The 23,830-nt window shown below is 72.2% G+C and carries 20 protein-coding genes, 5 tRNA genes and 1 pseudogene; 17 read left to right on the forward strand and 9 right to left on the reverse strand.

The window, feature by feature from the left end:
- Positions 1-23: 23 nt before the first annotated feature.
- Together AV521_RS08310 and AV521_RS08315 are read left to right on the forward strand one after the other, a co-directional pair.
- Complete coding sequence (locus AV521_RS08310) at positions 24-572, forward strand: TetR/AcrR family transcriptional regulator (RefSeq protein WP_256725474.1); 549 nt, start codon at positions 24-26, stop codon at positions 570-572.
- Between the two features lie 61 nt (positions 573-633).
- Positions 634-2,157 carry an MFS transporter gene (locus AV521_RS08315; protein WP_076085711.1) on the forward strand — a complete coding sequence of 508 codons (1,524 nt, stop codon included), beginning with the start codon at positions 634-636 and terminating at the stop codon, positions 2,155-2,157.
- An 84-nt stretch (positions 2,158-2,241) separates the two neighbouring features.
- On the opposite strand, the gene AV521_RS08320 is transcribed toward AV521_RS08315, so the two are convergent.
- Entirely contained in the window at positions 2,242-2,913 is a 672-nt protein-coding gene (locus AV521_RS08320; RefSeq protein ID WP_076085714.1) for a 1-acyl-sn-glycerol-3-phosphate acyltransferase, read from the reverse strand.
- 342 nt (positions 2,914-3,255) lie between these two features.
- Between AV521_RS08320 and AV521_RS08325 the strand changes: the two genes are divergently transcribed.
- The 3 genes from AV521_RS08325 (at position 3,256) to AV521_RS08335 (ending at position 5,636) form a co-directional block, all read left to right on the forward strand.
- Positions 3,256-4,443, forward strand: a complete 1,188-nt coding sequence (locus AV521_RS08325) for a glycerophosphodiester phosphodiesterase (RefSeq protein WP_076085718.1) — start codon at positions 3,256-3,258, stop codon at positions 4,441-4,443.
- A gap of 144 nt (positions 4,444-4,587) precedes the next feature.
- Positions 4,588-5,094, forward strand: a complete 507-nt coding sequence (locus AV521_RS08330; protein WP_076085721.1) for an RNA polymerase sigma factor — start codon at positions 4,588-4,590, stop codon at positions 5,092-5,094.
- Positions 5,095-5,138: 44 nt separating this feature from the next.
- Positions 5,139-5,636: a GNAT family N-acetyltransferase gene (locus AV521_RS08335; protein WP_076085724.1), complete on the forward strand. Its 498-nt coding sequence runs from the start codon at positions 5,139-5,141 to the stop codon at positions 5,634-5,636.
- Here the strand turns inward: AV521_RS08335 and AV521_RS08340 are convergent.
- Both AV521_RS08340 and AV521_RS08345 read right to left on the reverse strand, forming a co-directional pair.
- The gene (locus AV521_RS08340) at positions 5,626-6,066 is read right to left on the reverse strand and encodes a hypothetical protein (protein ID WP_179022928.1); all 441 of its coding nucleotides are present in this window, start codon (positions 6,064-6,066) and stop codon (positions 5,626-5,628) included. The two genes, AV521_RS08335 and AV521_RS08340, sit on opposite strands and share 11 nt — an antisense overlap.
- Positions 6,047-6,406 (reverse strand): hypothetical protein, encoded by a 360-nt coding sequence (locus tag AV521_RS08345; RefSeq protein ID WP_076085730.1) that lies wholly within the window; start codon positions 6,404-6,406, stop codon positions 6,047-6,049. Before AV521_RS08345 ends, AV521_RS08340 begins: the two co-directional genes overlap by 20 nt.
- 81 nt (positions 6,407-6,487) lie before the next feature.
- On the opposite strand from AV521_RS08345, the gene AV521_RS08350 reads away from it, so the two are divergent.
- The 9 genes from AV521_RS08350 (at position 6,488) to AV521_RS08390 (ending at position 19,287) form a co-directional block, all read left to right on the forward strand.
- Positions 6,488-7,138 (forward strand): HAD family hydrolase, encoded by a 651-nt coding sequence (locus tag AV521_RS08350; protein ID WP_076085733.1) that lies wholly within the window; start codon positions 6,488-6,490, stop codon positions 7,136-7,138.
- 345 nt (positions 7,139-7,483) lie between these two features.
- On the forward strand, positions 7,484-8,518 hold the full coding sequence (locus tag AV521_RS08355) for a methionine ABC transporter ATP-binding protein (protein WP_076085736.1): 1,035 nt from the start codon (positions 7,484-7,486) through the stop codon (positions 8,516-8,518).
- Positions 8,515-9,252, forward strand: coding sequence for a methionine ABC transporter permease (locus AV521_RS08360; protein ID WP_076085739.1), 738 nt, complete (start codon positions 8,515-8,517; stop codon positions 9,250-9,252). The genes AV521_RS08355 and AV521_RS08360 overlap by 4 nt, the downstream gene beginning before the upstream one ends.
- A 78-nt stretch (positions 9,253-9,330) precedes the next feature.
- Entirely contained in the window at positions 9,331-10,164 is an 834-nt protein-coding gene (locus tag AV521_RS08365) for a MetQ/NlpA family ABC transporter substrate-binding protein (RefSeq protein WP_076085742.1), read from the forward strand.
- A 181-nt stretch (positions 10,165-10,345) separates the two neighbouring features.
- Positions 10,346-10,984 (forward strand): GNAT family N-acetyltransferase, encoded by a 639-nt coding sequence (locus AV521_RS08370; protein WP_076085745.1) that lies wholly within the window; start codon positions 10,346-10,348, stop codon positions 10,982-10,984.
- 87 nt (positions 10,985-11,071) lie between these two features.
- Positions 11,072-12,319 carry a precorrin-6y C5,15-methyltransferase (decarboxylating) subunit CbiE gene (gene cbiE, locus AV521_RS08375; RefSeq protein ID WP_076085748.1) on the forward strand — a complete coding sequence of 416 codons (1,248 nt, stop codon included), beginning with the start codon at positions 11,072-11,074 and terminating at the stop codon, positions 12,317-12,319.
- 382 nt (positions 12,320-12,701) lie between these two features.
- Positions 12,702-16,883 carry a nicotinate-nucleotide--dimethylbenzimidazole phosphoribosyltransferase gene (gene cobT, locus AV521_RS08380; RefSeq protein WP_076085752.1) on the forward strand — a complete coding sequence of 1,394 codons (4,182 nt, stop codon included), beginning with the start codon at positions 12,702-12,704 and terminating at the stop codon, positions 16,881-16,883.
- A gap of 231 nt (positions 16,884-17,114) precedes the next feature.
- Complete coding sequence (cobA, locus tag AV521_RS08385; RefSeq protein ID WP_076085755.1) at positions 17,115-18,347, forward strand: uroporphyrinogen-III C-methyltransferase; 1,233 nt, start codon at positions 17,115-17,117, stop codon at positions 18,345-18,347.
- A 121-nt stretch (positions 18,348-18,468) separates the two neighbouring features.
- Positions 18,469-19,287 (forward strand): RNA methyltransferase, encoded by an 819-nt coding sequence (locus tag AV521_RS08390; protein ID WP_076085758.1) that lies wholly within the window; start codon positions 18,469-18,471, stop codon positions 19,285-19,287.
- A 32-nt stretch (positions 19,288-19,319) separates the two neighbouring features.
- Here AV521_RS08390 and AV521_RS08395 read toward each other — a convergent pair whose 3' ends face one another.
- Complete coding sequence (locus AV521_RS08395; protein WP_079249168.1) at positions 19,320-20,840, reverse strand: serine/threonine-protein kinase; 1,521 nt, start codon at positions 20,838-20,840, stop codon at positions 19,320-19,322.
- 602 nt (positions 20,841-21,442) lie between these two features.
- Between AV521_RS08395 and AV521_RS49165 the strand changes: the two genes are divergently transcribed.
- From AV521_RS49165 to AV521_RS08405, 3 genes and pseudogenes are all read left to right on the forward strand, one after another.
- A complete protein-coding gene (locus tag AV521_RS49165) occupies positions 21,443-21,619 on the forward strand; it encodes a hypothetical protein (RefSeq protein ID WP_179022931.1) in 177 nt (58 codons plus the stop codon).
- A gap of 302 nt (positions 21,620-21,921) precedes the next feature.
- A pseudogene (locus AV521_RS08400) lies at positions 21,922-22,863 on the forward strand (aminoglycoside phosphotransferase family protein); the annotation flags it as partial.
- Positions 22,864-22,975: 112 nt separating this feature from the next.
- On the forward strand, positions 22,976-23,266 hold the full coding sequence (locus tag AV521_RS08405) for a zf-TFIIB domain-containing protein (protein WP_076085850.1): 291 nt from the start codon (positions 22,976-22,978) through the stop codon (positions 23,264-23,266).
- Between the two features lie 61 nt (positions 23,267-23,327).
- Here AV521_RS08405 and AV521_RS08410 read toward each other — a convergent pair.
- From AV521_RS08410 to AV521_RS08430, 5 genes are all read right to left on the reverse strand, one after another.
- Positions 23,328-23,399 (reverse strand) — tRNA-Val (locus tag AV521_RS08410).
- A gap of 29 nt (positions 23,400-23,428) precedes the next feature.
- A tRNA-Val gene (locus AV521_RS08415) sits at positions 23,429-23,500 on the reverse strand.
- A gap of 47 nt (positions 23,501-23,547) precedes the next feature.
- Positions 23,548-23,619 (reverse strand) — tRNA-Val (locus AV521_RS08420).
- A 1-nt stretch (position 23,620) separates the two neighbouring features.
- Positions 23,621-23,694, reverse strand: a tRNA-Cys gene (locus AV521_RS08425).
- A 38-nt stretch (positions 23,695-23,732) separates the two neighbouring features.
- Positions 23,733-23,805: transfer RNA gene (locus AV521_RS08430), tRNA-Gly, on the reverse strand.
- Positions 23,806-23,830 lie beyond the last annotated feature (25 nt).

Consider the following 23,830-nt stretch of genomic DNA (forward strand, 5'->3'; position numbering starts at 1 on the left):
CTCACATGGTCTATCATCGTCTCATGGCCTTCGATCGTGACCAGGTGCTGCGCAGCGCGGCCGCCCTGCTGACCCGTAAATCCACCGCGACCATGGACGAGGTCGCCAAGGCCGCCGGGATCAGCCGGGCCACGCTGCACCGCCACTTCGCCGGGCGCGACGCGCTCGTCCGGGCGCTGGAGGCGCTCGGCATCGAGGAGTGCGAGGCGGCACTGGAGACGGCCCGGCTGGACGAAGGTCCGGCGGGCGAGGCCGTCCACCGTCTGGTCCGCGCCATCGAACCCGCCGCCGGCCTGCTCGCCTTCCTCTACACCGAGAACCAGCTCTTCGAGGGCGAGGAGCAGAACCAGGGCTGGGCCCGCATCGACGAACGCCTCACGGCCCTGTTCCGGCGCGGCCAGGAGAGCGGTGAGTTCCGCATCGACCTCACCCCGGCCTGGCTCACCGAGGCGCTCTACGGCCTGCTGGCCTCCGGCGCCTGGGCCGTGGCCGAGGGGCGGGTGGCGGCCAAGGACTTCACCTACATGATCGTCGAGTTGCTGCTCGGCGGCGCCCGACGGCCGCAGGCATGACGAAGACACGCATGACGAAGACACGCACGACGAGAAGAAACGCCCGACGAAGAGAGGAACCATGACCAGCACCCTGCAGCCGGCCCGCGCGGCGGAGGCGGAGAAGCGACCGGGCCGCTGGCTCGCGCTCTCCGTCCTCGTCCTGGCCGTGCTGCTGGTGGCCGTCGACGCCACAGTCCTCGGCCTGGCGACCCCCTACATCAGCGAAGACCTCAACCCCTCCGGCACCCAGCTGCTGTGGATCGGCGACGTGTACTCCTTCGTCATCGCCGGTCTGCTGGTCTCCATGGGCAGCCTCGGCGACCGTATCGGCCGCAAGCGGATCCTGCTCGGTGGTGCCACGGCGTTCGGCGCGATATCCGTGCTCAACGCCTACGCCACGACACCGGAGTTGATGATCCTGGCGCGGGCCCTGCTCGGTGTCGCGGGCGCGACCCTGATGCCCGCCACCCTCGCCCTGATCCGCAACCTCTTCCACGACCCGCGCGAGCGGAGCCTCGCGGTCGGCATCTGGGGCGCGACCGCCTCCGCCGGCACCGCCGTCGGCCCGATCGCGGGCGGCTTCCTGCTCGAACACTTCTGGTGGGGCTCGGTCTTCCTCATCAACCTGCCGGTGATGGCGGTCCTGGTCCTCGTCGGCATCCGCACGCTGCCCGAGTCCCGTAACCCGAACCCCGGCCCCTGGGACCTGATCAGTGTCGTCCTGTCGCTGGTCGGCATGATCGGCATCGTGTACGCGGTCAAGGAGGCGGCCACGCACGGCGTCACCGGACCCACGCTCGCCGCGGGCCTGCTGGGCGCGGCGGCGCTCTACGGCTTCGTCCACCGTCAGCTCACCATGCCGACCCCGCTGCTGGACATGCGGCTGTTCAGGCGCCGCGGCTTCAGCGGGGCGGTCCTCGCCGACCTGCTGACCGTGCTCGGCCTGTCCGGCCTGGTGTTCTTCCTCTCCCAGTACCTGCAACTCGTCCAGGGCAGGCGCCCGTTCGAGGCTGGGCTCGCCGAACTGCCCGCCGCCGTAGGCGCGGTGGTGTCCGGCCTGATCGCGGGCCGCGCCGCCCGCCGCTTCTCGGTACGGGCCGTGGTCTCCGGCGGTCTCGCCGCGGTGGGCCTCGCCCTGGCCGCGCTGACCACGTTGGGTGCGTCGACGGGCTACCCGGTCCTCGGCGCGGCACTGCTGGTCGTCGGCGTCGGTGCCGGTTTCTCGTTCACGGTGACGGCCGACGTCATCCTGTCCAGCGTGCCCAAGGAACAGGCGGGCGCCGCCTCGGCGGTCTCCGAGACGGCGTACGAACTGGGTGCGGCCCTGGGCATCGCCCTGCTGGGCTCGATCGTGACGGGCGTCTACCGCGACTTCACGGGTCCGGCGGGCACTCCGCCCCAGGCCCACGAGTCACTGGGCGCGGCGGTCGAGGCCTCCACGCATCTGCCCTCGCACGCGGCCCAGCAGATGCTGGACGCGGCCCGTGATTCCTTTGTGCGAGGCCTCCATCTGGCATCCGGCGCAGGAGCGGCAGTCCTCCTGGCGACGGCGGTGGCGGCGTGGTTCTTGCTGAGAGGCCAGAAACTGGAAAGCGCCGGGTGATGTGAGAAACCCAGGGGCACGGGGAACTGCGCGAAAGGCGACCTCGACCCGCGCCGGCAATCCGGCCAGGAAACCCTACGGCGCTCAGGCCGCTTTCGCCTTGGTCGCATACATGTCGACGTACTCCTGCCCGGACAACCGCATGACCTCGGCCATCACCGAGTCGGTCACGGCCCGCAGCACATACCGGTCCCGGTCCATCCCGTCGTACCGCGAGAACTCCATGGCCTCGCCGAACCGAACGGTCACCCGACCGGGCCGCGGGATACCGGAACCCCCCGGCTGCAACTTGTCCGTGCCGATCATGGCAAAGGGAACGACCGGCGCACCGGTCATCAGCGTCAGCCGCGCGATACCGGTGCGCCCGCGGTACAGCCGCCCGTCGGGCGACCGCGTGCCCTCGGGGTAGATCCCGAAGATCTTCCCCTCCTCCAGGATCCGCCGCCCGGTCATCAGCGCGGCCACACCGCCGCTCGCGCCGTCCCGGTCCACCGGGATCATGCCGACGCCGGTGAAGAACCAGGCCATCAGCCGGCCCTTGAAGCCCTTCCCGGTGACGTACTCGTCCTTGCCGATGAAGAACACCTGCCGCTTGGTGACGAGCGGCAGCACGATCGAGTCGATGAACGTGAGGTGATTGCCCGCCAGAATGACCGGTCCGTCCCCCGGGATGTGCTCCACGCCCTCCACCTGTGGGCGGAACATCAGGCGCATGATCGGTCCGAGCACTGCCTTGATGAGCGCGAAGCGGGACAACGGGTCCTCCGATGTCGAGGGAATCGATATGAGTCTGTGCAGGTGAGGACATTACTCGCGGCCGCGGGCCGGGCGCACATCGGGTGCGGCCGGTTCACCGAGGTCTTACGAAGAGTTGACGTGGGTTTACCTGCGGTGACGGCCCGGAGTCGGCCCGTGACCTTCCTGCAACGATGTGACGGAGATCGCGCACAGTCCTCACTCCGCCGCCGACGCCGCGCACGGCCCGGCCCCGACACGACAGCCGGCGGCACCCGCACGTTCCGGCCCAGGACTCTCACTCGTCACGTCAACGCCCCTACGATCGGCCCGGACTGAAGTACGAACGGGCAGGAGACGCTGATGGGCAGCGAGCAGGCGAACGAGAAGACGCAGGGCACCGGGCGGCGGGCGATCCTCGGCGCGGCGGTGTTCGGCGCGGCGAGCGGAGCGGTCCTCGGGCTGCCGGGCGTGGCCGGCGCCGCGGAGGCCGGCCCGGCCGCTGCGGCCGGGCGGGGCGGCCGGGGGCTGAAGAGCCTGCCGAAGCCGGCGATCATCGGTCACCGTGGCGCCAGCGGCTACCGCCCGGAGCACACCTTCGGCTCGTACAACCTGGCCCTGGACCTGGGGGCCGACGTCGTCGAGGCCGGTGACCTGGTGCCCACCAAGGACGGCCATCTCGTCTGCCGCCACGAGCCGGAGATCGGCGGCACCACGGACGTCGCCTCGCACCCGGAGTTCGCCGGCCGCAAGACCACCAAGATGCTGGACGGGGTCGCGACCACCGGCTGGTTCACCGAGGACTTCACGCTCGCCGAACTGAAGACGCTGCGCGCGATAGAGCGCATTCCGGCCAACCGTCCGCACAACACCCTCTACAACGGGCGCTGGGAGATACCCACGTTCGAAGAGGTCCTGAAGTGGCAGGACGAGCAGACCCGCAAGCGCGGCAAGCAGGTCTGGATCTACCCCGAGACCAAGCACCCCACCTACTTCCGCAAGCTCGGCCTCGGCCTGGAGGAGCGGGTCGCGAAGCTGCTGCGCAAGCACGGCAAGGACGGCCGGAACGCGCCGGTCATGCTGCAGTCCTTCGAGCCCAGCAGCATCCAGAGGCTGAACCAGCTGGTCGACAACCCGCTCGTCGTGCTGCTCTCCACGGCGGACAGCCGCCCCTACGACTTCGTCGAGGCGGGCGACCCGCGCACGGTCGCCGATCTGATCACCCCCAAAGGGCTGCGGGAGATCGCCGGCTACGCGCAGGGCATCGGCCCGACGCTGGACCTGATCATCCCGAAGGACGCGAACGGCAACCTCACCAAGCCGACCACCCTGGTCGGCGACGCGCACAAGGTGGGCCTGATCCTCACCCCGTACACCATGCGCAACGAGAACCCGTTCCTCCCGGCCGAGTTCCGCAAGGGCAGCGCGGCCGACGGTTACGGCGACTCCTTCGGCGCGTTCAAGACGTACTTCGCGACCGGCATCGACGCCGTCTTCACCGACAACGCCGACACCGGCGTGCTCGCCCGCGCCGACTTCCTCGCGGGCTGACCCGGCGCTCTCCTCCGCCGGCTGAGGCACCGTCGACTTCCGTGCCGGCCGACGCCGTCAACGGGTGGCCCCGCCGGCACCTCGTTCGGGCTGACTGTGCGCCGCCCCGGAAACCTGATCCCGGGGCGGCGCGTCGTTCCGCATATGACGCACGACTTGGTAGCCGCTCTGCACCCGCTGCTCACCGCCGAGGCCTCGGCCGAGGCATATGCCGCCGGGAGTGAGCCGGGCGACCTGGAGCAGGCCGTCTGGCTCCGCCTGCTGGAGCGCCTGGAGACCGACGGGCCGCCGCCGGACCCACAGGGCTGGCTGCGCAAGGCCGTCCGCGCCGAGGCCCGCCGCAGCCGCCGTACCACCCGCCGGGAACGTCCCTACGGTGCCGAACCGGCCGCCGACGCGCGCACCGACCCCGAGCAGTACGTCCTCGCGGCCGCCCGGTACCGCGCGCTGCGCGAAGCCGTACGCCGTCTGCCCGGCCGCTGCCCCCGGCTCATCGAGGCCCTGTTCTCCCCGAAGGACCTGACATACCGGGAGATCGCGGGGGAGTTGGGTATCTCACAGGGCAGTCTTGGACCGGAACGCTCCAGATGTCTGGGATGTCTACGGCGTTTGCTCACACCGGAGGTTGCGGCGCGCGAAGTGCGGGGATAGGAGTGAGAACGACAGGCGATCAGGTGAGCGGGAGGCGTGCGCACATGGGCATGAGCGTGACCATCTCGGTGGCGACCGAACAGGACGCGGAGCAGATCTTCAGGCTCCAGTACCTGTGCTTCCAGAGCGAGGCGGCGCTGTACGGCAACTACCGCATCGACCCGCTCGTCCAGACTCTGGACTCCGTCCGCCAGGAGGTCGCCTCCGACTGTGTCTTCGTCGCCCGGCTCGGCGAAGAGGTGGTCGGCTCCGTGCGCGGCAAGGTCACCCAGGACGGCGCGGCCGCCATCGGCAAGCTCTGCGTCCACCCGCGTCTGCAGGGCCACGGCATCGGCGCGAGGCTGCTGCGCGCGGCCGAGGCGGCGCTCGCGGAGGAGCGCGGCGCCAAGAGGTTCCGCCTCCTCACCGGCCACCGCAGCGAGGGCAACCTCCGCCTCTACCGCCGCTCGGGCTACGAGACGGTGGGCAGGTCCAAGGGCGCCGACGGCGTGGAGCTGATCGTCCTCGAAAAGCAGGCGGGGACGTACGCGGCTACGGCCTGACGGTGCTCTGCGCCTTCCGCAGCCAGTACATCGCGGAGATCGGCAGCAGCACCGGAATGAAGATGTACCCCGCCCCGTAGTACGACCAGACGGTCGCGTCCGGGAACGCCGAGCGGTCGACCAGGGTCCAGGTACCGACGACCAGCACGCCCACGAGCTCGGCGGCGCAGCACACCAGCGCCGCCCTGCGGGCCGTTTCCCCGCCCCGGACCAGCGTGTACGTGATGAACCCGTACACCACGCCCGCCACCGCGGACAGTGAGTAGGCGAGCGGTGCCCGGTCGAACTCCGTGCTGATCTGGTACGCCGAACGCGACACCGCGCCGACCACCATCACGCCGTAGAACCACACGAGCAGCATGCCCGGCCCGCTGATCAACCGGGCCGGCTTCTCCTCCACGGCCGTCACCTCAGCCTCCCCAGATGTCATAGAGCCGCACCTCCAGTACGGCCAGCACCACACCGCCGGCGGCCACCGTCACCGAGCCCCACTTGGTCCGCTCGGCCAGTGACATGAACCCCGCCGCCGGAACGCACGCGAACGCGCCCAGCAGATACGCCACGAAGATCGTCGTGCCCTGTTCCGGCTTCTCGCCCCGCGCCAGCAGCACGATCCCGACCACCAGCTGGACCACGGCCAGCAGCGACACCACGGCCATGCCGATGAAGTGCCAGTCCTTGGTCGGCTGGTCCCGGTAGGCGGCCCAGCCGCACCAGGCGGCGAGCAACAGCGCGGCGACCCCGGTCACCAGCGTCAGGGCATTGAGCATGCGGTGACCTTATTACGGCCGAAACGGACCCCGGCCGCCGACCCCGCTGTACAGCGCGCCGTACACCGTAGGGTCTAGACCATGACGATCCACGCGCACGCCCTCCTGTTCGACAACGACGGCACCCTCGTCTCCTCCCTCGACTCCGTCGAGCGCTGCTGGGCCCGCTGGGTCCGGGAGTACGGGATCACGGCCGAGGAGTTCGGGCGCGTGGCGCTGCACGGGCGGCCCGCCGCCGAGATAGTCGCCGACCTGCTGCCGGCCCGCCTCGTGCCGGAGGCGGTCGCCCGGGTCGAGCAGCTGGAGGTGGACGACGTACCCGACGGAGGCGTCCGGCTGCTGCCCGGCACGCGGGACCTCCTCGACTCCCTGCCCGCCGACCGCTGGGCCGTCGTCACCTCCGCCACCCGGCGGCTCGCCGAGGCCCGCCTGGACGCCGTCGGCATCCTGCCCAAGACGCTGATCGCCGCCGACGACATCACCCGCGGCAAGCCCGACCCGGAGCCCTATCTGCTCGCCGCCCGGCAGCTCGGCGTCGACCCCGCCCACTGTGTCGTCTTCGAGGACGCCCCGGCCGGACTCCGGGCGGGCCGCGCCGCCGGGATGACCACCGTGGCGTTGACCACAACCCACCGCGCGGAGGAACTTGACGCCGATCTCGTGGTGACGGACCTGTCGGCCTTGTCGGCACTGGTCACCGACGGGGGTGTGGAGATCTCCGTCCGCCGCTGAGGCCCCGCCCCGGGCTGTCCGCCGCCGTCCACCATCCGGACAGCGGCGACCGGTCAGGAGCGTACGTCTGGTTTACTGATCGCATGACCACGACGAGCTGCCGCACCCGTGCGACCGAGGCGACCATGACGCCCGGTGCTCGTTGTATGTGTCGCCTGATGTGTCGAATGTGCGCCTTCTAGAGGGCCCTCGCATCAGCTGAGCCTCGCGCCCCGAAGCGAGAGCCGTGGCATGCCCGTGCGCCGTAGGCCGTACGTGACGCACGACCACTCCCCATGCCGGAACCGTATGCACCCGTGCCCGGGCACACCCACGCCCGCGCACTCGACAGTGACGGAAACCCACGTGATCACCACCTCGGGCCTCACCAAGGTCTACCGCTCCCGCGGCCGTGAGGTCACCGCCCTAGACGGCGTCGATCTCCACGTCCGCGAAGGCGAGGTCTACGGCGTCATCGGCCAGTCCGGCGCCGGCAAGTCCTCCCTCATCCGCTGCGTCAACCTGCTGGAGCGCCCCACCTCCGGCACCGTGACCGTCGCCGGCCAGGACCTCACCGCCCTCGCCGGGCGCGGCCCGCGCGCCGGCAAGGAACTGCGCCGGGCGCGCAGCCGGATCGGCATGGTCTTCCAGCACTTCAACCTGCTCTCCGCGCGCACCGTGCAGGACAATGTCGAGCTGCCGCTCGAGATCCTCGGCAAGTCCGGCAAGGAGCGCTCCCGCAAGGCGCTCGAACTCCTGGACCTGGTCGGCCTCGCCGAGAAGGCGGGGGCCTACCCGGCTCAGCTCTCCGGCGGCCAGAAGCAGCGCGTCGGCATCGCCCGCGCCCTCGCCGGCGACCCCAAGGTGCTGCTCTCCGACGAGGCGACCAGCGCCCTGGACCCCGAGACCACCCGCTCCATCCTCCAGCTGCTGCGCGACCTGAACCGGCAACTGGGCCTGACCGTCCTGCTCATCACGCACGAGATGGACGTCGTGAAGTCGGTCTGCGACTCCGCGGCCCTCATGGAGAAGGGCCGGATCGTGGAGTCCGGCACGGTCAGCGAACTGCTGGCCACCCCGGGCTCCGAGCTGGCCGCCGCGCTGTTCCCGGTGAGCGGTGAGCGCACGGGCGACGACCGGACCGTCCTGGACGTCACCTTCCACGGCGAGGCCGCCACCCAGCCCGTCGTCTCCCAGCTCGCGCGCACCTACAACATCGACATCTCGATCCTCGGCGCCGCCATCGACACCGTCGGCGGCCTGCAGATCGGCCGTATGCGCATCGAACTGCCCGGCCGCTACGAGGACAACGTGGTGCCGATCGGGTTCCTGCGCGAACAGGGGCTCCAGATCGACGTGGTGGGCCAGGAGGCTCCGCTGGTGAAGGAAGGTGCCAAGTGACCTGGTCCGAGATGCAGCCGCTGCTGTCTCAGGCGTGTTCCGAGACACTCACGATGGTGCTGTGGTCCACCCTGATCGCCGTCGCCGTCGGCCTTCCGCTCGGCATCCTCCTCGTCCTCACGGACCGGGGCGGCCTGCTGCAGAACGTCGTCGCCAACAAGGTGATCGGCCAGATCGTGAACATCGGCCGGTCCATGCCGTTCATCATCCTGATGGTCGCGCTGATGACGTTCACCCGCTGGGTCACCGGGACCACGATCGGTACGACCGCCGCGATCGTGCCGCTCGCCATCGGCGGCATCCCGTTCTTCGCCCGCCTGGTCGAGACGGCTGTCCGCGAAGTGGACAACGGTCTCGTCGAGGCTGTGCAGTCCATGGGCGGCAACACCTGGACGATCGTCCGCAAGGTCCTCGTCCCCGAGGCCCTGCCCTCGCTGATCGCCAGCACCACCACCACGATCATCGCGCTCATCGGCTACTCCGCCATGGCCGGCACGGTCGGCGGCGGCGGCCTCGGTGACCTCGCCGTCCGCTACGGCTACCAGCGCTTCGAGACCGAGCTGATGTGGATCACCGTCGCGATCCTCGCCGTCGTGATCTCCCTGATCCAGTTCGCCGGTGACTTCGCGGCCCGCTCCCTGCACAGCCGCGGCGGCCGCTCCGGCCCCGGACCGAAGCTCCGCCTGCTGAAGGCGAAGGAGCCCGCCGCGGCCGACGTCGGCAAGGTCGCGTAAGGCCGTTCCACACGGCCCCACAAACTCCCCGTTCACCCACACACGGGGTCGCACCACCCTTAAGGAAAGGCACTTTTCGTGCGTAACACCGCCAAGCTCACCACCGCCGTCCTCGCCGCCGGAGCCCTCACCCTCGGGCTCTCCGCCTGCGGCTCCGGCAAGTCCTCCTCTTCCTCCGCCGACTACAGCGGCCCGCTGGTCGTCGCCGCGAGCCCGACCCCGCACGCCGAGATCCTGAACTTCGTCAAGAAGAACCTGGCGAAGAAGGCGGGCCTCGACCTGGAGGTCAAGGAGTTCACGGACTACATCGCGCCGAACATGTCGACCGAGGACGGCTCGGTGGACGCCAACTACTTCCAGAACCAGCCGTACCTGGACGACTTCAACAACAAGCGCGGCACCCACATCGTGCCCGTCGTCACGGTGCATCTGGAGCCGCTCGGCCTCTACTCCCACAAGGTCAAGAAGGCCGACGCCCTGAAGAGCGGTGCGACCATCGCCGTCCCGAACGACGCCGTCAACGAGGCCCGCGCCCTGAAGCTGCTCGCCGCGGGCGGGCTCATCACCCTCAAGGACGGCGTCGGCAACGAGGCCACCGCGCAGGACATCGTCAAGAACCCCAAGCACCTCCAGTTCAAGGAGGTGGAGGCGGCCCAGACCCCGCGCTCCCTGGACGACGTGGACGCCGCCGTCGTGAACGGCAACTACGCCATCTCGGCCGGTCTGAAGCCCGCCAAGGACGCGCTCGTCCTCGAGTCCGCCAGGAACAACCCGTACGCCAACTTCCTGGCGGTCAAGAAGGGCAACGAGAAGGACCCGCGGGTGAAGAAGCTCGCCAAGCTCCTCACCTCGCCCGAGGTCAGGAAGTTCATCGAGGACAAGTACCAGGGCTCGGTCGTCCCCTCCTTCTGACAAAGAAGAGGTCCGTCCCGCCCGTGACCGGCGGCTGACGGCACGTAAACGGCGTTTCGCCACGCACGGGGTCCACTCCCTCACCGGGTGTGGACCCCGTCGTGCGGTTCGGTGGTTTCATGCTGCATGCTGGGCAGTTCAGCAGGCCCTGACGGTATTTCCGAAGGTTACGGAGCGGCGCATGACTAGCACCTTCCCCAACATCTCCATCAGCACGGAGCGGTTGGTGCTGCGTCCCCTCGACGAGGACGACGCGCCCGCCCTGGCCGAGATGATGAACGACGAACAGGTCGGCACCTGGACCGGCGTCCCGCAGCCCTACACCGAGGACCAGGCCCGCCGCTGGATCACCCGGGACGCCCCCGCCGAGCGCATCGCGGGCCGCGGCCTCGACCTCGCCGTCGACGAGTTCCTCACCCAGCGCCTGGTCGGCACCGTCCAGCTCGCCAAGACCAACTGGCGCGTACGCTCGACCGAGATGTCGTACATCATCGCCCCCTGGGCCCGCGGCGAGGGCTATGCCTCGGAGGCCGCGCTCGCCACCGCCCACTGGCTCTTCGGCGACCAGAAGTTCGAGCGCGTCGAGCTGCGCACGGCCGCGGACAACACCGCCTCCCAGCAGGTCGCCCAGAAGATCGGCTGCATCAGCGAGGGTGTGCTGCGCAACGCCTGCATAGTCCGCCATCGAGCCGAGGACGGCACCTGGACCGACGTGCGCTCCGACTACATCGTGTGGAGCCTCCTGCCGGAGGACCTGGAGGGCGCCGACGAGCAGCTCGCCGACACCGGCGGCTTCACCTCGTACTCGGACTGGAACTGAGCCCCTGAGCCTCACCGGGTACGCTCAGGGAGCCCGGATACGGGCCCGTACCCCTGACGACCTGCGAAGACCTGGAGAGAAACGACGATGGCCGACCGCGTCACGGTGATCGGCTGGGACGGCTCGCCGCTGACAGGCGCGGCACGCGCAGCCCTCGGCGCCGCCACGCTCGTGGCCGGCGCGGCCCACCACCTGGCGCTGCCCGAGGTCCCGCCCGCCGCCGAACGCGTCCGCCTCGGCAGTGTCGCGCTCGCCGCCCGCCGGATCGCCGCCCACCGCGGCACCGCGGTCGTCTTCGCCGACGGCGACCCCGGATTCTTCGGCGTCGTACGCACCCTGCGCGCACCGGAGTTCGGCCTGGAGGTCGAGGTCGTCCCCGCCGTCTCCTCGGTCGCCGCCGCCTTCGCCCGGGCGGGCATGCCCTGGGACGACGCCCAGGTGGTCGTCGCCCACCGGCGCACCCTGCGCCGGGCCGTGAACGTCTGCCGCGCCCACACCAAGGTCGCCGTCCTCACCTCACCGGGCGCCGGACCCGCCGAACTCGGGCTGCTGCTGGAGGGCGTCCACCGGACCTTCGTCATCTGCGAGGAACTGGGCACCGAACGCGAGCAGGTCACCGTCGTCACCTCCGACAAGGCCGCCGACCACACCTGGCGCGACCCCAACGTCGTCATCGTCATAGGCGGGCCCGCCGGACGAGGCGGGGCGGCGGACGGCGGCGACTGGATCGCCGGCCGCGACCCGGGCGCCGGACCCCGCGGCTGGGTGCAGCCCGACGAGTCCTACGGCTCCCATGGCGACGGACCCGGTGGCCGGCTCGGCGAGGGCGAGACGCAACTGCTGCGCGCCGCACAACTCGCCCGCCTCGGCCCCCGGGTCGGCGACCTCGTCTGGGACATCGGCTGCGGCTCCGGCGCGTTCGCCGCCGAAGCCGCGCGCGCCGGCGCGGCCGTCATCGCCGTCGACCGGGACCCGCAGGCCTGCGCCCGGACCGACGCGGTCGCGCGCCGGTCCGGCGTCCAGCTCCAAGTGGTCCAGGGCGCCGCCCCGCACGCCTTGGAGAACCTGCCCGAACCGGACGTCGTCCGGGTCGGCGGCGGGGGAGCGCCCGTCGTCTCCGCGGTCGCCGACCGGCGCCCGCAGCGCATCGTCACGCACGCCGCGACCCGTGACGCGGCCGAACTCATCGGGCGCGACCTGACCGAGCACGGATACCGGGTCGAGTGCGCGCTGCTGCAGTCCGTCGAACTCGACACCCGCGCCTGGACCGAGACCGAGCGGAGCGTCGCGTTCCTGCTCACCGCGGAATTGCTGCGGCGCGAAGCGCCTCGTTGAGCCGTGGCGGGCGGGACTGCCGGATCGCGCCCCGTGATCGGGTTGTCGTACTGCGCGCGGTAGGCTGGCCGATCGTTGTGCCACACCGGGCGGCCCGGAACTTCGTTCGCCAATGTCCGGAAAGCACGCCCGTTTTGGGGTGGGTGTGGTACTGCGGAACCGGTGGACGCGCAACGTGGCGCAGTCCACAGCGGGCTGTCGCGGATCACGCTGTCGCGACGGCGGAACGGCCGGGACAATGCCACTGAATGGCTTTGTCGCCTTTTCCGGCGGGTCGTTCGTGCCGCTGGGCACGGACGCTCGTTCTTCACTACGGGCGGTCGGTGCGCCGTTCCGGGTGAGCTGGTCGTAGGAGTACGAAACCGATGGGCGAGGGGTACGCATGACCGACACCGGCCAGGTCCCGGGCGAGGGACAGCCGGAGAGTGCAGGCATGGTGGAGCAGCCGGGCGTCCCCGCGCACGGTGCGTACACCTACCTCTCCGAAGCCCCCGCCGAGGACGAAGACCTGCTGTTGCCGGGTGCCCAGGGCGCGTGGGGCAACGAAGTGCCGCCACCCGCTCCGGAACCGGTGGTCGAGGCCGTCCACGAGCCGGGTCCGCACGAGACGGCCGGCCGCGACAGCGGCTCCGTCGACCTCGGTGGCGTCCGCCTGCCGGACCCGGCCCCGGCCTCCGTGCCGCCGTCGCCCATCCTCTCGGCCCCGCAGGACCCGTCGGCCGCCACCCAGCCGCCGCGCCGTCCGCTGCACCTCGGCCCGCCGATCCCTGACGCCTCCGCCAGCCCGGTCCGCTCCCTCGCCGACCGCGGCCCGGCCGGAGTTCCGGTACGGCAGCCGGGTGCGCCCGCGGCCGGCCCCGAGTACCTCGACGCCCAGCCGGTGCGCGACATGGCCCCGCAGAGCGCGGCCCCCTGGGGCGCGGCGCCCACCGCCCCCGAGACGGCCGAGGCCGGGGCACCGGTACCGGCCGCGGTGGCCCAGGTCGGCGCAACGGCCCCCGCTGGCGAAACGGTTGACCCGGCCGCCGCCCCCGCGGACCCCGTCGAGCGGACCGACACGCCCGGCGCCGCCCAGGCGGCCGTACCGGTTCCGGGTACGGCTCAGACTCAGGCTCAGGTGGTGCACGGGCACGACGGCGTGCAGTCCGTACACGGTCACGACGGGGTGTACACGGCTCCGGCCGGCACCGCTCCCGAGAGCGTGCAGCCGTCCGCCGTGGCTCCGGGACCCGAGGGCGCGGTCGCGTCCGCTGCGGCCGAAGGCCCGGACGGTGTACCGACGCCTGTTCCCGGTTACGGCCCCGAGGGCGTCCAGCAGCCGTCCGGCGAGGCCGGCCAGGGCGCGCCCGGGGGTACGGCCGCCGTGGAAGGGGGCCTCGCTACCGAAGGTGTGGCTGGTGCGCCCGCGGCCCAGGTGGAGGCCGGGCTGCCTGCCGAGGGTGCCGTGGTGGCGTCCGAGGCCGAGCAGGCCGTGGCCGTGGCGGCGGACGCTGCCGGGGACCAGGCCACGGCCGTCCAGGGAACCGATGCCTCCCCCGCGGCCGGGACCGCTCCGGTGAACCCGGCCGAACCGGGTCCCGAGCAGCGGACAGAGGCTCCGGCAGAGGTGCAGGCAGTGGTGCCGACGGTGCCGGCCCAGGCCACGCCGGCTCAGGCCCAGGTCGCCGCCGAGGCATCCGCACCGGCTCAGCCGGGCGGCGCACCGGAGCAGGTGGAGGGCGCGCCGGTCGCCGACGCGGGACAGGCTTCCGCCGTCCCCGAGGGCGCCGTCACCGCGGTCCCCGCAGGTGCCGTCGCCGCGCAGGCTTCCCCGGTCGCCGAGGGCGCCGCCGTCCCGCAGACCCCGGCGGCTGCCGCTACGGCTGTCGAGGGGACCGTTCCCGCGCAGCGCGCCACCGAGACCCCGAACGCCGTTCCGGTACAGCAGGCGCCGGACGCGGCCCAGGTCGCCCCGCAGCCCGATCCCCACACCGCCGCGGTCGCGGAGCCGCAGCCCGGCGCGGTGGCGGGCCCCGCGTCCACCGCCCACCACGCGTCCGCCGCCGAAGCCGTACCGGCCCCCGAGCCGACGGCGACGGCCGTGCCCGACCCCGGTACCCCGGCGACTCAGGAGGCCGAGGCCCCGTCGGCCGCACCGGCCCCGGTCGCCGCCGACGGCACCGGCACCCCCGAGCCGCACCCCTACCCGGCTCAGGGCCCGCAGCTGGCCGGGCCCGTGGCGGCCGCCGAGACGGTGCCCGGCGCGCCGCAGCCCGGGCCCGCGGGCGAGCCACACCCGCAGGCCCAGCCCGAGCCGGTCGCCCCGCACGCCGTTCACCAGGTCGCCGCCGCGCCCGAGACGGCCCCCGCGACCGACCCCGGCGCCCCCGCCGGCCCGCAGACACAGCCCGCGGAAGCCGCTCCCGCACCGGCCGCGGCCGAGACCGAGTCCACGCCGGAGGCCGACCCGGTCGGCGCTTCCCCCGCGCCCCCGGAGACCGCCGACCAGCCGGAGCAGACCGGACCGCTGCCGCCCAACACGCCGTCGGCGCCGGACCCCGGGCAGCCGCTCGGGCAGTTCGTGCCGGTCGAGGGCCAGGTCCCCACCACCCCGCACCTGGCGCCGACCCCGCCGCAGCCCCTGGTCCTGCCCACGCAGGACGCACAGCAGCCGGTGGCCACGGTGCCCGCGCCCCGCGAGGGCGAGCCGGTCACCGCACCCGCGGCAGCGGCAGGGGAGCACGCCCCCGATGTCGTACAGCAAGCGGAGGACCTGCAGACCAGGGCCGCCGATCAGGAAGAGCTGGAAGAAGAGAGCACGGCCGCCGTGGCGGAAGCAGCACAGCCCACCGGCCCCGCCGCGCCCGGCTACGCCGACGCCGAGCGCGAGGCCGTCCTGAAGGTCATGCGCGAACGCCGCGACATCCGCAACGGCTTCCGCAGCGACCCCATCCCGCACGAGGTGCTGCTGCGCGTCCTGGAGGCCGCCCACACGGCGCCCTCCGTGGGCCACTCGCAGCCCTGGGACTTCGTCGTCATCCGCTCCGCCGAGACCCGGCGGACGATGCACGAACTGGCGATGCGACAGCGCGAGGCGTACGCCAAGTCGCTGCCCAAGGGCCGGGCCAAGCAGTTCAAGGAACTGAAGATCGAGGCCATCCTCGACACCCCGGTCAACATCGTCGTCACCGCCGACCCCACCCGCGGCGGCCGCCACACCCTCGGCCGCTACACCCAGCCGCAGATGGCGCCCTACTCCTCGGCGCTAGCGGTGGAGAACCTCTGGCTCGCCGCCCGCGCCGAAGGCCTCGGCGTCGGCTGGGTCAGCTTCTTCGACGAGCGGGAGATGGTCCGCGCGCTCGGCCTGCCCGAGCATCTGGAGGTCGTCGCCTACCTGTGTGTCGGGTACGTCGACGAGTTCCCGGACGAGCCCGAGCTGATGCAGGCCGGCTGGTCCAAGCGCCGCCCCCTGTCCTGGGTGGTCCATGAGGAGACGTACGGCCGCCGCGCCCTGCCCGGAGAGGAACCCCACGACCTGCTTGCCGAGACCGTCGCACAGATCCGCCCGCTCGACGCCAAGGCCCTCGGCGAGGCCTGGGAGCGGCAGAAGCGCATGACCAAGCCGGCCGGCGCGCTCGGCATGCTGGAGATCATCTCCGCACAGCTGTCCGGGCTGTCCCGGCAGTGCCCGCCGCCGATCCCGGAGCCCGCCGCCGTCGCCATCTTCGCCGGCGACCACGGTGTGCACGCCCAGGGCGTCACCCCCTGGCCGCAGGAGGTCACCGCCCAGATGGTGGCCAACTTCCTCGGCGGAGGAGCGGTCTGCAACGCCTTCGCCAACCAGGTCGGCGCCGAGGTGTGCGTGGTGGACGTCGGCGTCGCAGCCGACCTGCCCGCCACGCCCGGCCTGCTGCCCCGCAAGATCCGCGCCGGTACGTCCGACATGACCACCGGGCCCGCGATGACCCGCGAGGAGGCCAAGACGGCCATCGAGGTCGGTATCGAGACCGCCCGCGACCTGGTGGCGGCGGGCAACAAGGCGCTGCTCACCGGAGAGATGGGCATCGCCAACACCACCGCCTCCGCCGCGCTGATCTCGGTCTTCACGGGTGCCGACCCGGCGGAGGTGACCGGCCGCGGCACGGGCATCAACGACGAGACGCTGGCCCGCAAGACCGAGGTCGTCCGGCGCGCGCTGGACTTCCACCAGCCGGACCCGGCCGACCCCATCGGCGTCCTCGCGGCGATCGGCGGCTTCGAGCACGCGGCCATGGTCGGTCTCCTCCTCGGCGGCGCCTCGCTCCGTACGCCGGTGATCCTGGACGGTGTCAGCGCCGGCGCCGCGGCCCTGGTCGCCCGCGCCATCGCCCCCGAGGTCCTCGCGGCCTGCATCGCCGGCCACCGCAGCGCGGAGCCCGGCCATGTGGCCGCCCTCAACAAGCTGGGCCTGCGCCCGCTGGTCGACCTGGACCTGCGTCTGGGCGAGGGCACGGGCGCGTTGCTGGCCCTGCCGCTGGTACAGAGCACGGCCAGGGCCATGCACGAAGTGGCCACATTCGATTCGGCGGGTGTCACGGAGAAGTAGGTCCCCGGGCGACACGCCCGTGGATGGGCCCGGTACTGCGGTACCGGGCACTTGGCAACGGCCGGGCGGTTGTGGGCAGTCGTTCCGCAGGGCGGAACGGGTGGGCACAACCACCCACGGGGCCGCATCCGGCCATGTTGCCCAGCCATCGGACACCGGAGCCGGCCCCACCACCGCCAACGTAAAATCCGCACGTCAGCGCCACCGCACAGCCACCGGAGGAGCCACCCCATGGCCGAACACCCCGCCTACCCCGTAGGCCTCCGTCTCTCCGGTCGCCGCGTGGTCGTCCTCGGCGCCGGCACGGTGGTCCAGCGCCGCCTTCCGGCACTCATCGCGGCCGGCGCTGACATCGTCGTCGTATCCCCCGAGGCGACTCCCTCCGTGGAGGCCATGGCGGACGCGGGCGAGCTCACCTGGGAGCGGCGCCCTTACAGGGACGGCGACCTCGCGAACGCCTGGTACGCCCTCATCGCCACCAGCGACCCGGACGCCAACGCCGCCGCCTCCGCCGAAGCGGAGCGCCACCGCGTCTGGTGCGTCCGCTCCGACGACGCCGACCAGGCCACCGCCTGGACCCCCGCGACCGGCCACAGCGAGGGCGTCACCGTCGCCGTCCTCACCATGGACGCACGCGGCCGCGACCCCCGCCACACCGCCGCCATCCGGGACGCGGTCGTGGAGGGCCTGCGCGACGGCACCCTGGTCGCCCCCCACCACCGCACCCGCGCCGCCGGCGTCGCCCTGGTCGGCGGCGGCCCCGGCGACCCCGACCTCATCACGGTCCGCGGCCGCCGCCTCCTCGCCGAGGCGGACGTCGTCATCGCCGACCGGCTCGGCCCGCGCGACCTGCTCGCCGAACTCCCGCCGCACGTCGAGGTGATCGACGCCGCGAAGATCCCGTACGGCCGTTACATGGCCCAGGAGGCCATCAACAACGCGCTCATCGAGCACGCCAAGCAGGGCAAGTCAGTCGTACGACTCAAGGGCGGCGACCCCTTTGTCTTCGGCCGGGGCATGGAAGAGGTCCAGGCGCTCGCCGAGGCCGGTATCCCCTGCACCGTCGTTCCCGGCATCTCCAGCTCGATCTCCGTGCCCGGCGCGGCCGGCATCCCGGTCACGCACCGGGGCGTCGCCCATGAGTTCACGGTCGTCAGCGGACATGTCGCCCCGGACGACGAGCGCTCCCTGGTCGACTGGCCGTCGCTGGCCAGGCTCACCGGCACGCTCGTGATCCTGATGGGCGTCGACAAGATCGGGAAGATCGCGGAGACGCTCGTCGCGCACGGCAAGTCACCGGCGACCCCCGTCGCGCTGGTCCAGGAGGGCACGACGGCTGCCCAGCGCCGCGTCGACGCCACCCTCGCCACGGTCGCCGAGACCGTACGCGCCGAGGAAGTGAAGCCCCCGGCGGTCATCGTCATCGGCGACGTCGTGACGGTCGGCCCGCAGCCGGCCGTCTGATCTCCGGTCGCCCGAGCACCGCCCGCCGCCGGGTCACCCGTGGCTTGATCACGCGTAACCCGGGGTAACGCACCCGTTCCCAGCCGTTGGCACGACACCCAGGACAAGGCAGTATCACCCTGTGGCCGATCTCATCACCGTCGAGGATCCCGACGACCCGCGCCTGCGTGACTACACGGGCCTGACCGACGTGGAGCTGCGCCGCAAGCGCGAGCCCGCCGAGGGCCTGTTCATCGCGGAGGGCGAGAAGGTCATCCGCAGGGCCAAGGAAGCGGGCTACGAGATGCGCTCCATGCTGCTCTCTGCCAAGTGGGTCGACGTCATGCGCGACGTCATCGACGAGCTTCCCGCCCCGGTCTACGCCGTGCATCCCGAACTCGCCGAGCAGGTCACCGGCTACCACGTGCACCGCGGTGCGCTCGCCTCCATGCAGCGCAAGCCGCTGCCCACGGCCGGCGAACTCCTCCGCTCCGCCCGCCGTGTCGTGGTCATGGAGTCGGTCAACGACCACACCAACATCGGCGCGATCTTCCGCTCGGCGGCCGCCCTCGGCATGGACGCGGTCCTGCTGTCACCCGACTGCGCCGACCCGCTGTACCGCCGTAGCGTCAAGGTGTCCATGGGCGCCGTCTTCTCGGTGCCGTACGCCCGTCTGGAGACCTGGCCGAAGGGCCTGGACTCGGTCCGCGAGGCCGGCTTCACACTGCTCGCGCTCACGCCGGACGACAAGGCCCGCAGTCTCGACGAAGCCGCCCCGCATCGGATGGACCGGGTGGCCCTGATGCTCGGCGCCGAGGGCGACGGACTGTCCACCCAGGCCCTGGTCGCCGCCGACGAATGGGTCCGCATCCCGATGTCCCACGGCGTCGACTCGCTCAACGTGGGCGCGGCCGCGGCGGTCGCCTTCTACGCGGTGGCCACTGGCCGCCCGGAGTCCTGACCAGCCCCGCCCGGTTCTGCCGGCCTCCTCGGCTACCTCCCGAAGTCCCGGCTCTGCATCGACTCGTGCGGGTCCGGCATCGGCACCGTGTGCCCGCCGGACATCGGCTGGTCGGGGGCGGGTGCCGCGTGCCCGTCCGACATCGGCTGGTCAGGCACCGGCGACGCCTGCCCGTCGGACGTCGGCTGGTCGGTCACCGCCGACGGGGAGTCCTGCTGGGCGTGCTGCGGATGGCGGCCGTCGTCGTCGCCGAGCCCCCGCGCGGGACCCTGGCAGCCCTGCGCCACCGCGATGCCGAGTGCCACGAGCAGTGTCACCACCACGAACACGAACAGCCGCTGGCGCAGCAGCCGGGGATTGGCCGGCCGTCGCCCACCGCCGGTCGTACGCTGCGCCGGCCGCCCGGAACCACCGCGCGCGCCGGGACGGTTTCCGTTTCCCGGGCGCGCCCCCGGGCCGCGCGGCGCCGGAGTGGCCGGGCGAGCCGAACTCGGCCGTGCGGGAGCACCCGTACCGCCTGCGCGCGGACCGTTGCCGCCCCGCGAGGGCGGGGCACCGCGTGCCGGTACGGCGCCCCGGGAGGGGGCTCCGCCGCGCGGCACCGGGGTGCCCGGGGAGGTGCGACGCTGGGTGCGCTGCGGGTCGGGGTAGGTGTCGACGAGCCGCCCGGTGGGCCGGTCCGCCTCCGCGACGCGCGGCGCGGGCGGCCGTACGTCGGCCAGGCCCTGCGCCTCACGGGTGGCGATCTCCTTGAGCCGAAGCGACAGCTGCAGTGTGCTGGGCCGTTCGTCGGGGTCCTTCGCCAGGCAGGCCCTGAGCAGCGGGGCGAGCGCGTCCGGCACGCCGTGCAGATGCGGCTCCTCGTGCACCACCCGGTACAGCATCACCTCGGAACTGCCCTGCCCGAACGGTGAGTCACCGGTGGAGGCGTACGCGAGGGTCGCGCCGAGCGAGAAGACGTCCGTCGCCGGGGTGACGGCCGCGCCGCGCACCTGCTCGGGCGCCAGGAAGCCGGGGGAGCCGACCGCCGTGCCGACGTGGGTGAGTGTGGAGGCACCGGTGGCCCAGGCGATGCCGAAGTCGATGATCCGCGGCCCCTTGGGGGACAGCAGGATGTTGGAGGGCTTCAGGTCCCGGTGCACGACACCGGCCTCGTGCACGGCGACCAGGCCCTCGGAGAGCGCCGCGCCGATCGCCGCGGTGTCGGCCGCGCCGAGCGGGCCCTCGTCGGCGACCTTGTCGTGCAGCGAGGGGCCGGGCACGTACTGCGTGGCGAACCAGGGCCGCTCGGCCTCCAGGTCCGCGGCGACCAGCCGGGCCGTGCAGCCGCCCCTGATCCGCCGAGCCGCCGAGACCTCACGGGCGAAGCGCGACCGGAACTCCTGATCCTCCGCCAGATCGGGCCGGATCACTTTCAGCGCGACCCGCTGCCCCTTCTTGTCGGAGCCGAGGTAGACCACACCCATCCCGCCCGCGCCGAGCCGTCGGTGAAGCCTGAACGAGCCGACGACGCGCGGGTCCTCGCGCCTCAGGCGCATCATCGCCATGTTCATCCCCGCTGCCCGGTCCCTGTGACGTGGCACAGCTTACGTTTCCACGGCCGCTGGCGCGCAGAGGCCGCGCCCTCCGGGCCGGACGGATTGTGCCGGTCACCGGTGGGACATGAAACACGGTCAGGAAGTCGGTACCTTCCGGGACATTGGGCCTCACGTTCCGTCAACCATTCCTGGAGGCAAGGACGTTGAGGTCACCCGACAGCAGGCGACGCCGGGTCGCACAGCCGCCGCACGGGCACTCGGGGGCGCCAGGAGACCCGGGCGCGGAACGGATCACGAACCGGACACAGCGTACGTCCCATCCCTGGCAGGAGTGATCGAAGTCACTCCCGTCGCTCCACGGGATGCTTCGGACATGACCGGAACGGCGGGCGACCCCTCCGGGAAGACCCCGAGACCAGGACCCGCGTCTCCACCCAGGGGAGTACTTCCCAGGTCATGGCTCATCCTCCGGGAGGCCCGGCAATCGGTACGAGGGCATGACGCCCGGTGCCCGCCCCGCGCATAGATTTGAGGTCAAGCGGCGGGTGCAGCACTCGTCCCCCGAGGTCAGACACCCGCCGCTGCCGAAGACAACCGAAACGGTCAGGAGAGGGACCATGGCCTACACGGCACCGCGACGCACGACGTTCGCACCCCGCCGGACGGGCCGTCGCCACCCCTTGGTGGCGACGCTCATGGCCCTTCCCCTGGCGGCCCTGCTCCTGCTCGTCTTCGACGGCTGGGAGACGGTGGCCACACAGGCGTCGTCCGTGGGTGCGATGCTGGGGCGCTGAGCGGCGCCCCAGACCCGGAAGAGCGGTCCGGGTGGGGACATCCATCCAGGAAACCCCGTGGGGACGGGGGTGCGGCGGACGGCACAAATGCCGGCGCAGCTGGGGAGCTGCGCCGGCATGCGCCGTTCATGGGGGCGGTACGTCCTTCCAGGTGCGGGCGACCCACGTAGCGGCGGGCGGACCGTGCCGCCGGTGCGGCACCCGTCCCGCAGGAAGCGGCACGCGGCCGGCGCCGGGAAGTGACCCCACCCCCGTCCGGCGACCGTACGCTCAGGTGCGCAGCCGATCTTCCCGAGGCATCGTTGACCGCGGACGCTCCCGCCCTCATACCCGCGCTGGCCGCAAAGGCCAGGACCGCCGCCCATCCGGGCCGCACCGGTGACGCCCACCGTGCCTGCGGTAGTACCTCTCTGGCCGACCGCCCCGACGCCACCGTCGTACGGCCCGGCGAAACCGTCGCAAAGGCCCACGCCCCCGGCACGGACCCCGCCGAGCTGACTCTCCGCCTGGCCATCGCCACTCGCCTCCCGGACGTCCTCCTGTCCCCGCTCACCCCGATACCCACCCCCGTGCACCACCGCTCGGTGACCTTCTGGCCGTACGGGGCTCCCGTCGACCCCGCCGCCCCGGACGCGGCCCCTTGGGAGGCCACCGCCACCCTCCTCGCCCGGCTGCACCGTACGGCCCCGCTCGACGGACTGCCCCCGATGCGCGGCTCCGCCAAAGCCGCCCGTGCCCTCGCCCGGCTGCACACGGCCCTGCGGTCCGGGCCCCATGCGGCGGCCGGCCCCGTCCTGCGGGCCTGGGCCGTCCTGCCCGCATGAGCCCGTGCGGAGGCCCCCATGCCCGGCACGCCCGCCCTCTGCCACGGCGACCTGCACCTCGGCCGGCTCGTCCGCCACCCCGCACCGGACGGCCCCTGGCGGCTGATCGACGTCGACGACCTGGGCACCGGCGTCCCGGCCTGGGACCTCGCCCGTCCCGCCGCCTGGTACGCCTGCGGTCTCCTCCCGCCGGACGAATGGACCCGTTTCCCCGGCGCGTACCAGCGGGCCGGCGGCCCGGCCGTCCCCGCGGCCGGCGACCCGTGGCCCGCCCTGGACGTCCCGGCACGCGCGCTGACCGTGCAGACGGCCGCCCTCGCCCTGGCCAAGGCGCTCGCGGCCGGGCGCCCGCTGGACGAGGTGGAACAGCGACTCGTCGACGCCTGTGCCCGAATGGCCCCGATTGCACACCGGTTGGCGCCCGAACACACGGGCTGGGCTGCAACCGGCCGGGAGTGGACGGAGTCTGTCCTGGACAAACGTGAAGCAGTGTCGAACGGCGAGGGGTTGAGCCGAGCATGCAGTGTCCGAAGTGCCACGCGCCGATGCACAGTACAACCGCAGCGGCGTCCAGATCGAGCAGTGCAGCGGCTGTCGCGGCATCTTCCTCGACTACGGCGAGCTGGAGGCGCTGACCCAGCTGGAGGCCCAGTGGTCCCAGCCCGTCCCGCCGGCCCCGCCCGTCGCCCCGCAGCCGTACCCGGCCCCGCCCGCGCCCGCCTGGGGCGCCCCGCACGGCGGTCACCACGGCGGCCACGGGCACTACGGCCATCACGGTCACCACGGCCACGAGAGCTGGGCCCACATGCTCTTCTCCAGCTGAGCAGGCTGGGCACACGAAGAAGCCCCCGGCCGTACGAGACGGCCGGGGGCTCTTTGCTGTGTGGACGATACTGGGATTGAACCAGTGACCTCTTCCGTGTCAGGGAAGCGCTCTCCCGCTGAGCTAATCGTCCGCAGACCGTGACCCTGGGGTCACAGTCAGTGCGCGATACTGGGATTGAACCAGTGACCTCTTCCGTGTCAGGGAAGCGCTCTCCCGCTGAGCTAATCGCGCGGGTGGGGACCTTCGAGAAGCCCCGTGGATCTTGCGAGAAGATCCAGTGGACGATACTGGGATTGAACCAGTGACCTCTTCCGTGTCAGGGAAGCGCTCTCCCGCTGAGCTAATCGTCCTTGGAGGTGGAGACGGGATTTGAACCCGTGTAGACGGCTTTGCAGGCCGTTGCCTCGCCTCTCGGCCACTCCACCAGGAGTGTAGGGGATCGGGATGACCCCTTCTTCCTTCGAGCGGACGACGAGGCTCGAACTCGCGACCTCAACCTTGGCAAGGTTGCGCTCTACCAACTGAGCTACGTCCGCTTGTCGTTTCGGTCCGCTTCCGCGT

Source organism: Streptomyces sp. IMTB 2501, assembly GCF_001953885.1.
In the GTDB taxonomy this organism is placed as follows: Bacteria; Actinomycetota; Actinomycetes; order Streptomycetales; family Streptomycetaceae; genus Streptomyces.

Bases quoted from the DNA above. Each gene is read 5' to 3' on its own strand.
- AV521_RS08310 (WP_256725474.1), top strand. From the start codon at position 24: ATGGCCTTCGATCGTGACCAGGTGCTGCGCAGCGCGGCCGCCCTGCTG.
- AV521_RS08315 (WP_076085711.1), top strand. From the start codon at position 634: ATGACCAGCACCCTGCAGCCGGCCCGCGCGGCGGAGGCGGAGAAGCGA.
- AV521_RS08325 (WP_076085718.1), top strand. From the start codon at position 3,256: ATGGGCAGCGAGCAGGCGAACGAGAAGACGCAGGGCACCGGGCGGCGG.
- AV521_RS08330 (WP_076085721.1), top strand. From the start codon at position 4,588: ATGACGCACGACTTGGTAGCCGCTCTGCACCCGCTGCTCACCGCCGAG.
- AV521_RS08335 (WP_076085724.1), top strand. From the start codon at position 5,139: ATGGGCATGAGCGTGACCATCTCGGTGGCGACCGAACAGGACGCGGAG.
- AV521_RS08340 (WP_179022928.1), bottom strand. From the start codon at position 6,066: ATGACATCTGGGGAGGCTGAGGTGACGGCCGTGGAGGAGAAGCCGGCC.
- AV521_RS08345 (WP_076085730.1), bottom strand. From the start codon at position 6,406: ATGCTCAATGCCCTGACGCTGGTGACCGGGGTCGCCGCGCTGTTGCTC.
- AV521_RS08350 (WP_076085733.1), top strand. From the start codon at position 6,488: ATGACGATCCACGCGCACGCCCTCCTGTTCGACAACGACGGCACCCTC.
- AV521_RS08370 (WP_076085745.1), top strand. From the start codon at position 10,346: ATGACTAGCACCTTCCCCAACATCTCCATCAGCACGGAGCGGTTGGTG.
- cbiE (WP_076085748.1), top strand. From the start codon at position 11,072: ATGGCCGACCGCGTCACGGTGATCGGCTGGGACGGCTCGCCGCTGACA.
- cobT (WP_076085752.1), top strand. From the start codon at position 12,702: ATGACCGACACCGGCCAGGTCCCGGGCGAGGGACAGCCGGAGAGTGCA.
- cobA (WP_076085755.1), top strand. From the start codon at position 17,115: ATGGCCGAACACCCCGCCTACCCCGTAGGCCTCCGTCTCTCCGGTCGC.
- AV521_RS08395 (WP_079249168.1), bottom strand. From the start codon at position 20,840: ATGAACATGGCGATGATGCGCCTGAGGCGCGAGGACCCGCGCGTCGTC.
- AV521_RS49165 (WP_179022931.1), top strand. From the start codon at position 21,443: ATGGCCTACACGGCACCGCGACGCACGACGTTCGCACCCCGCCGGACG.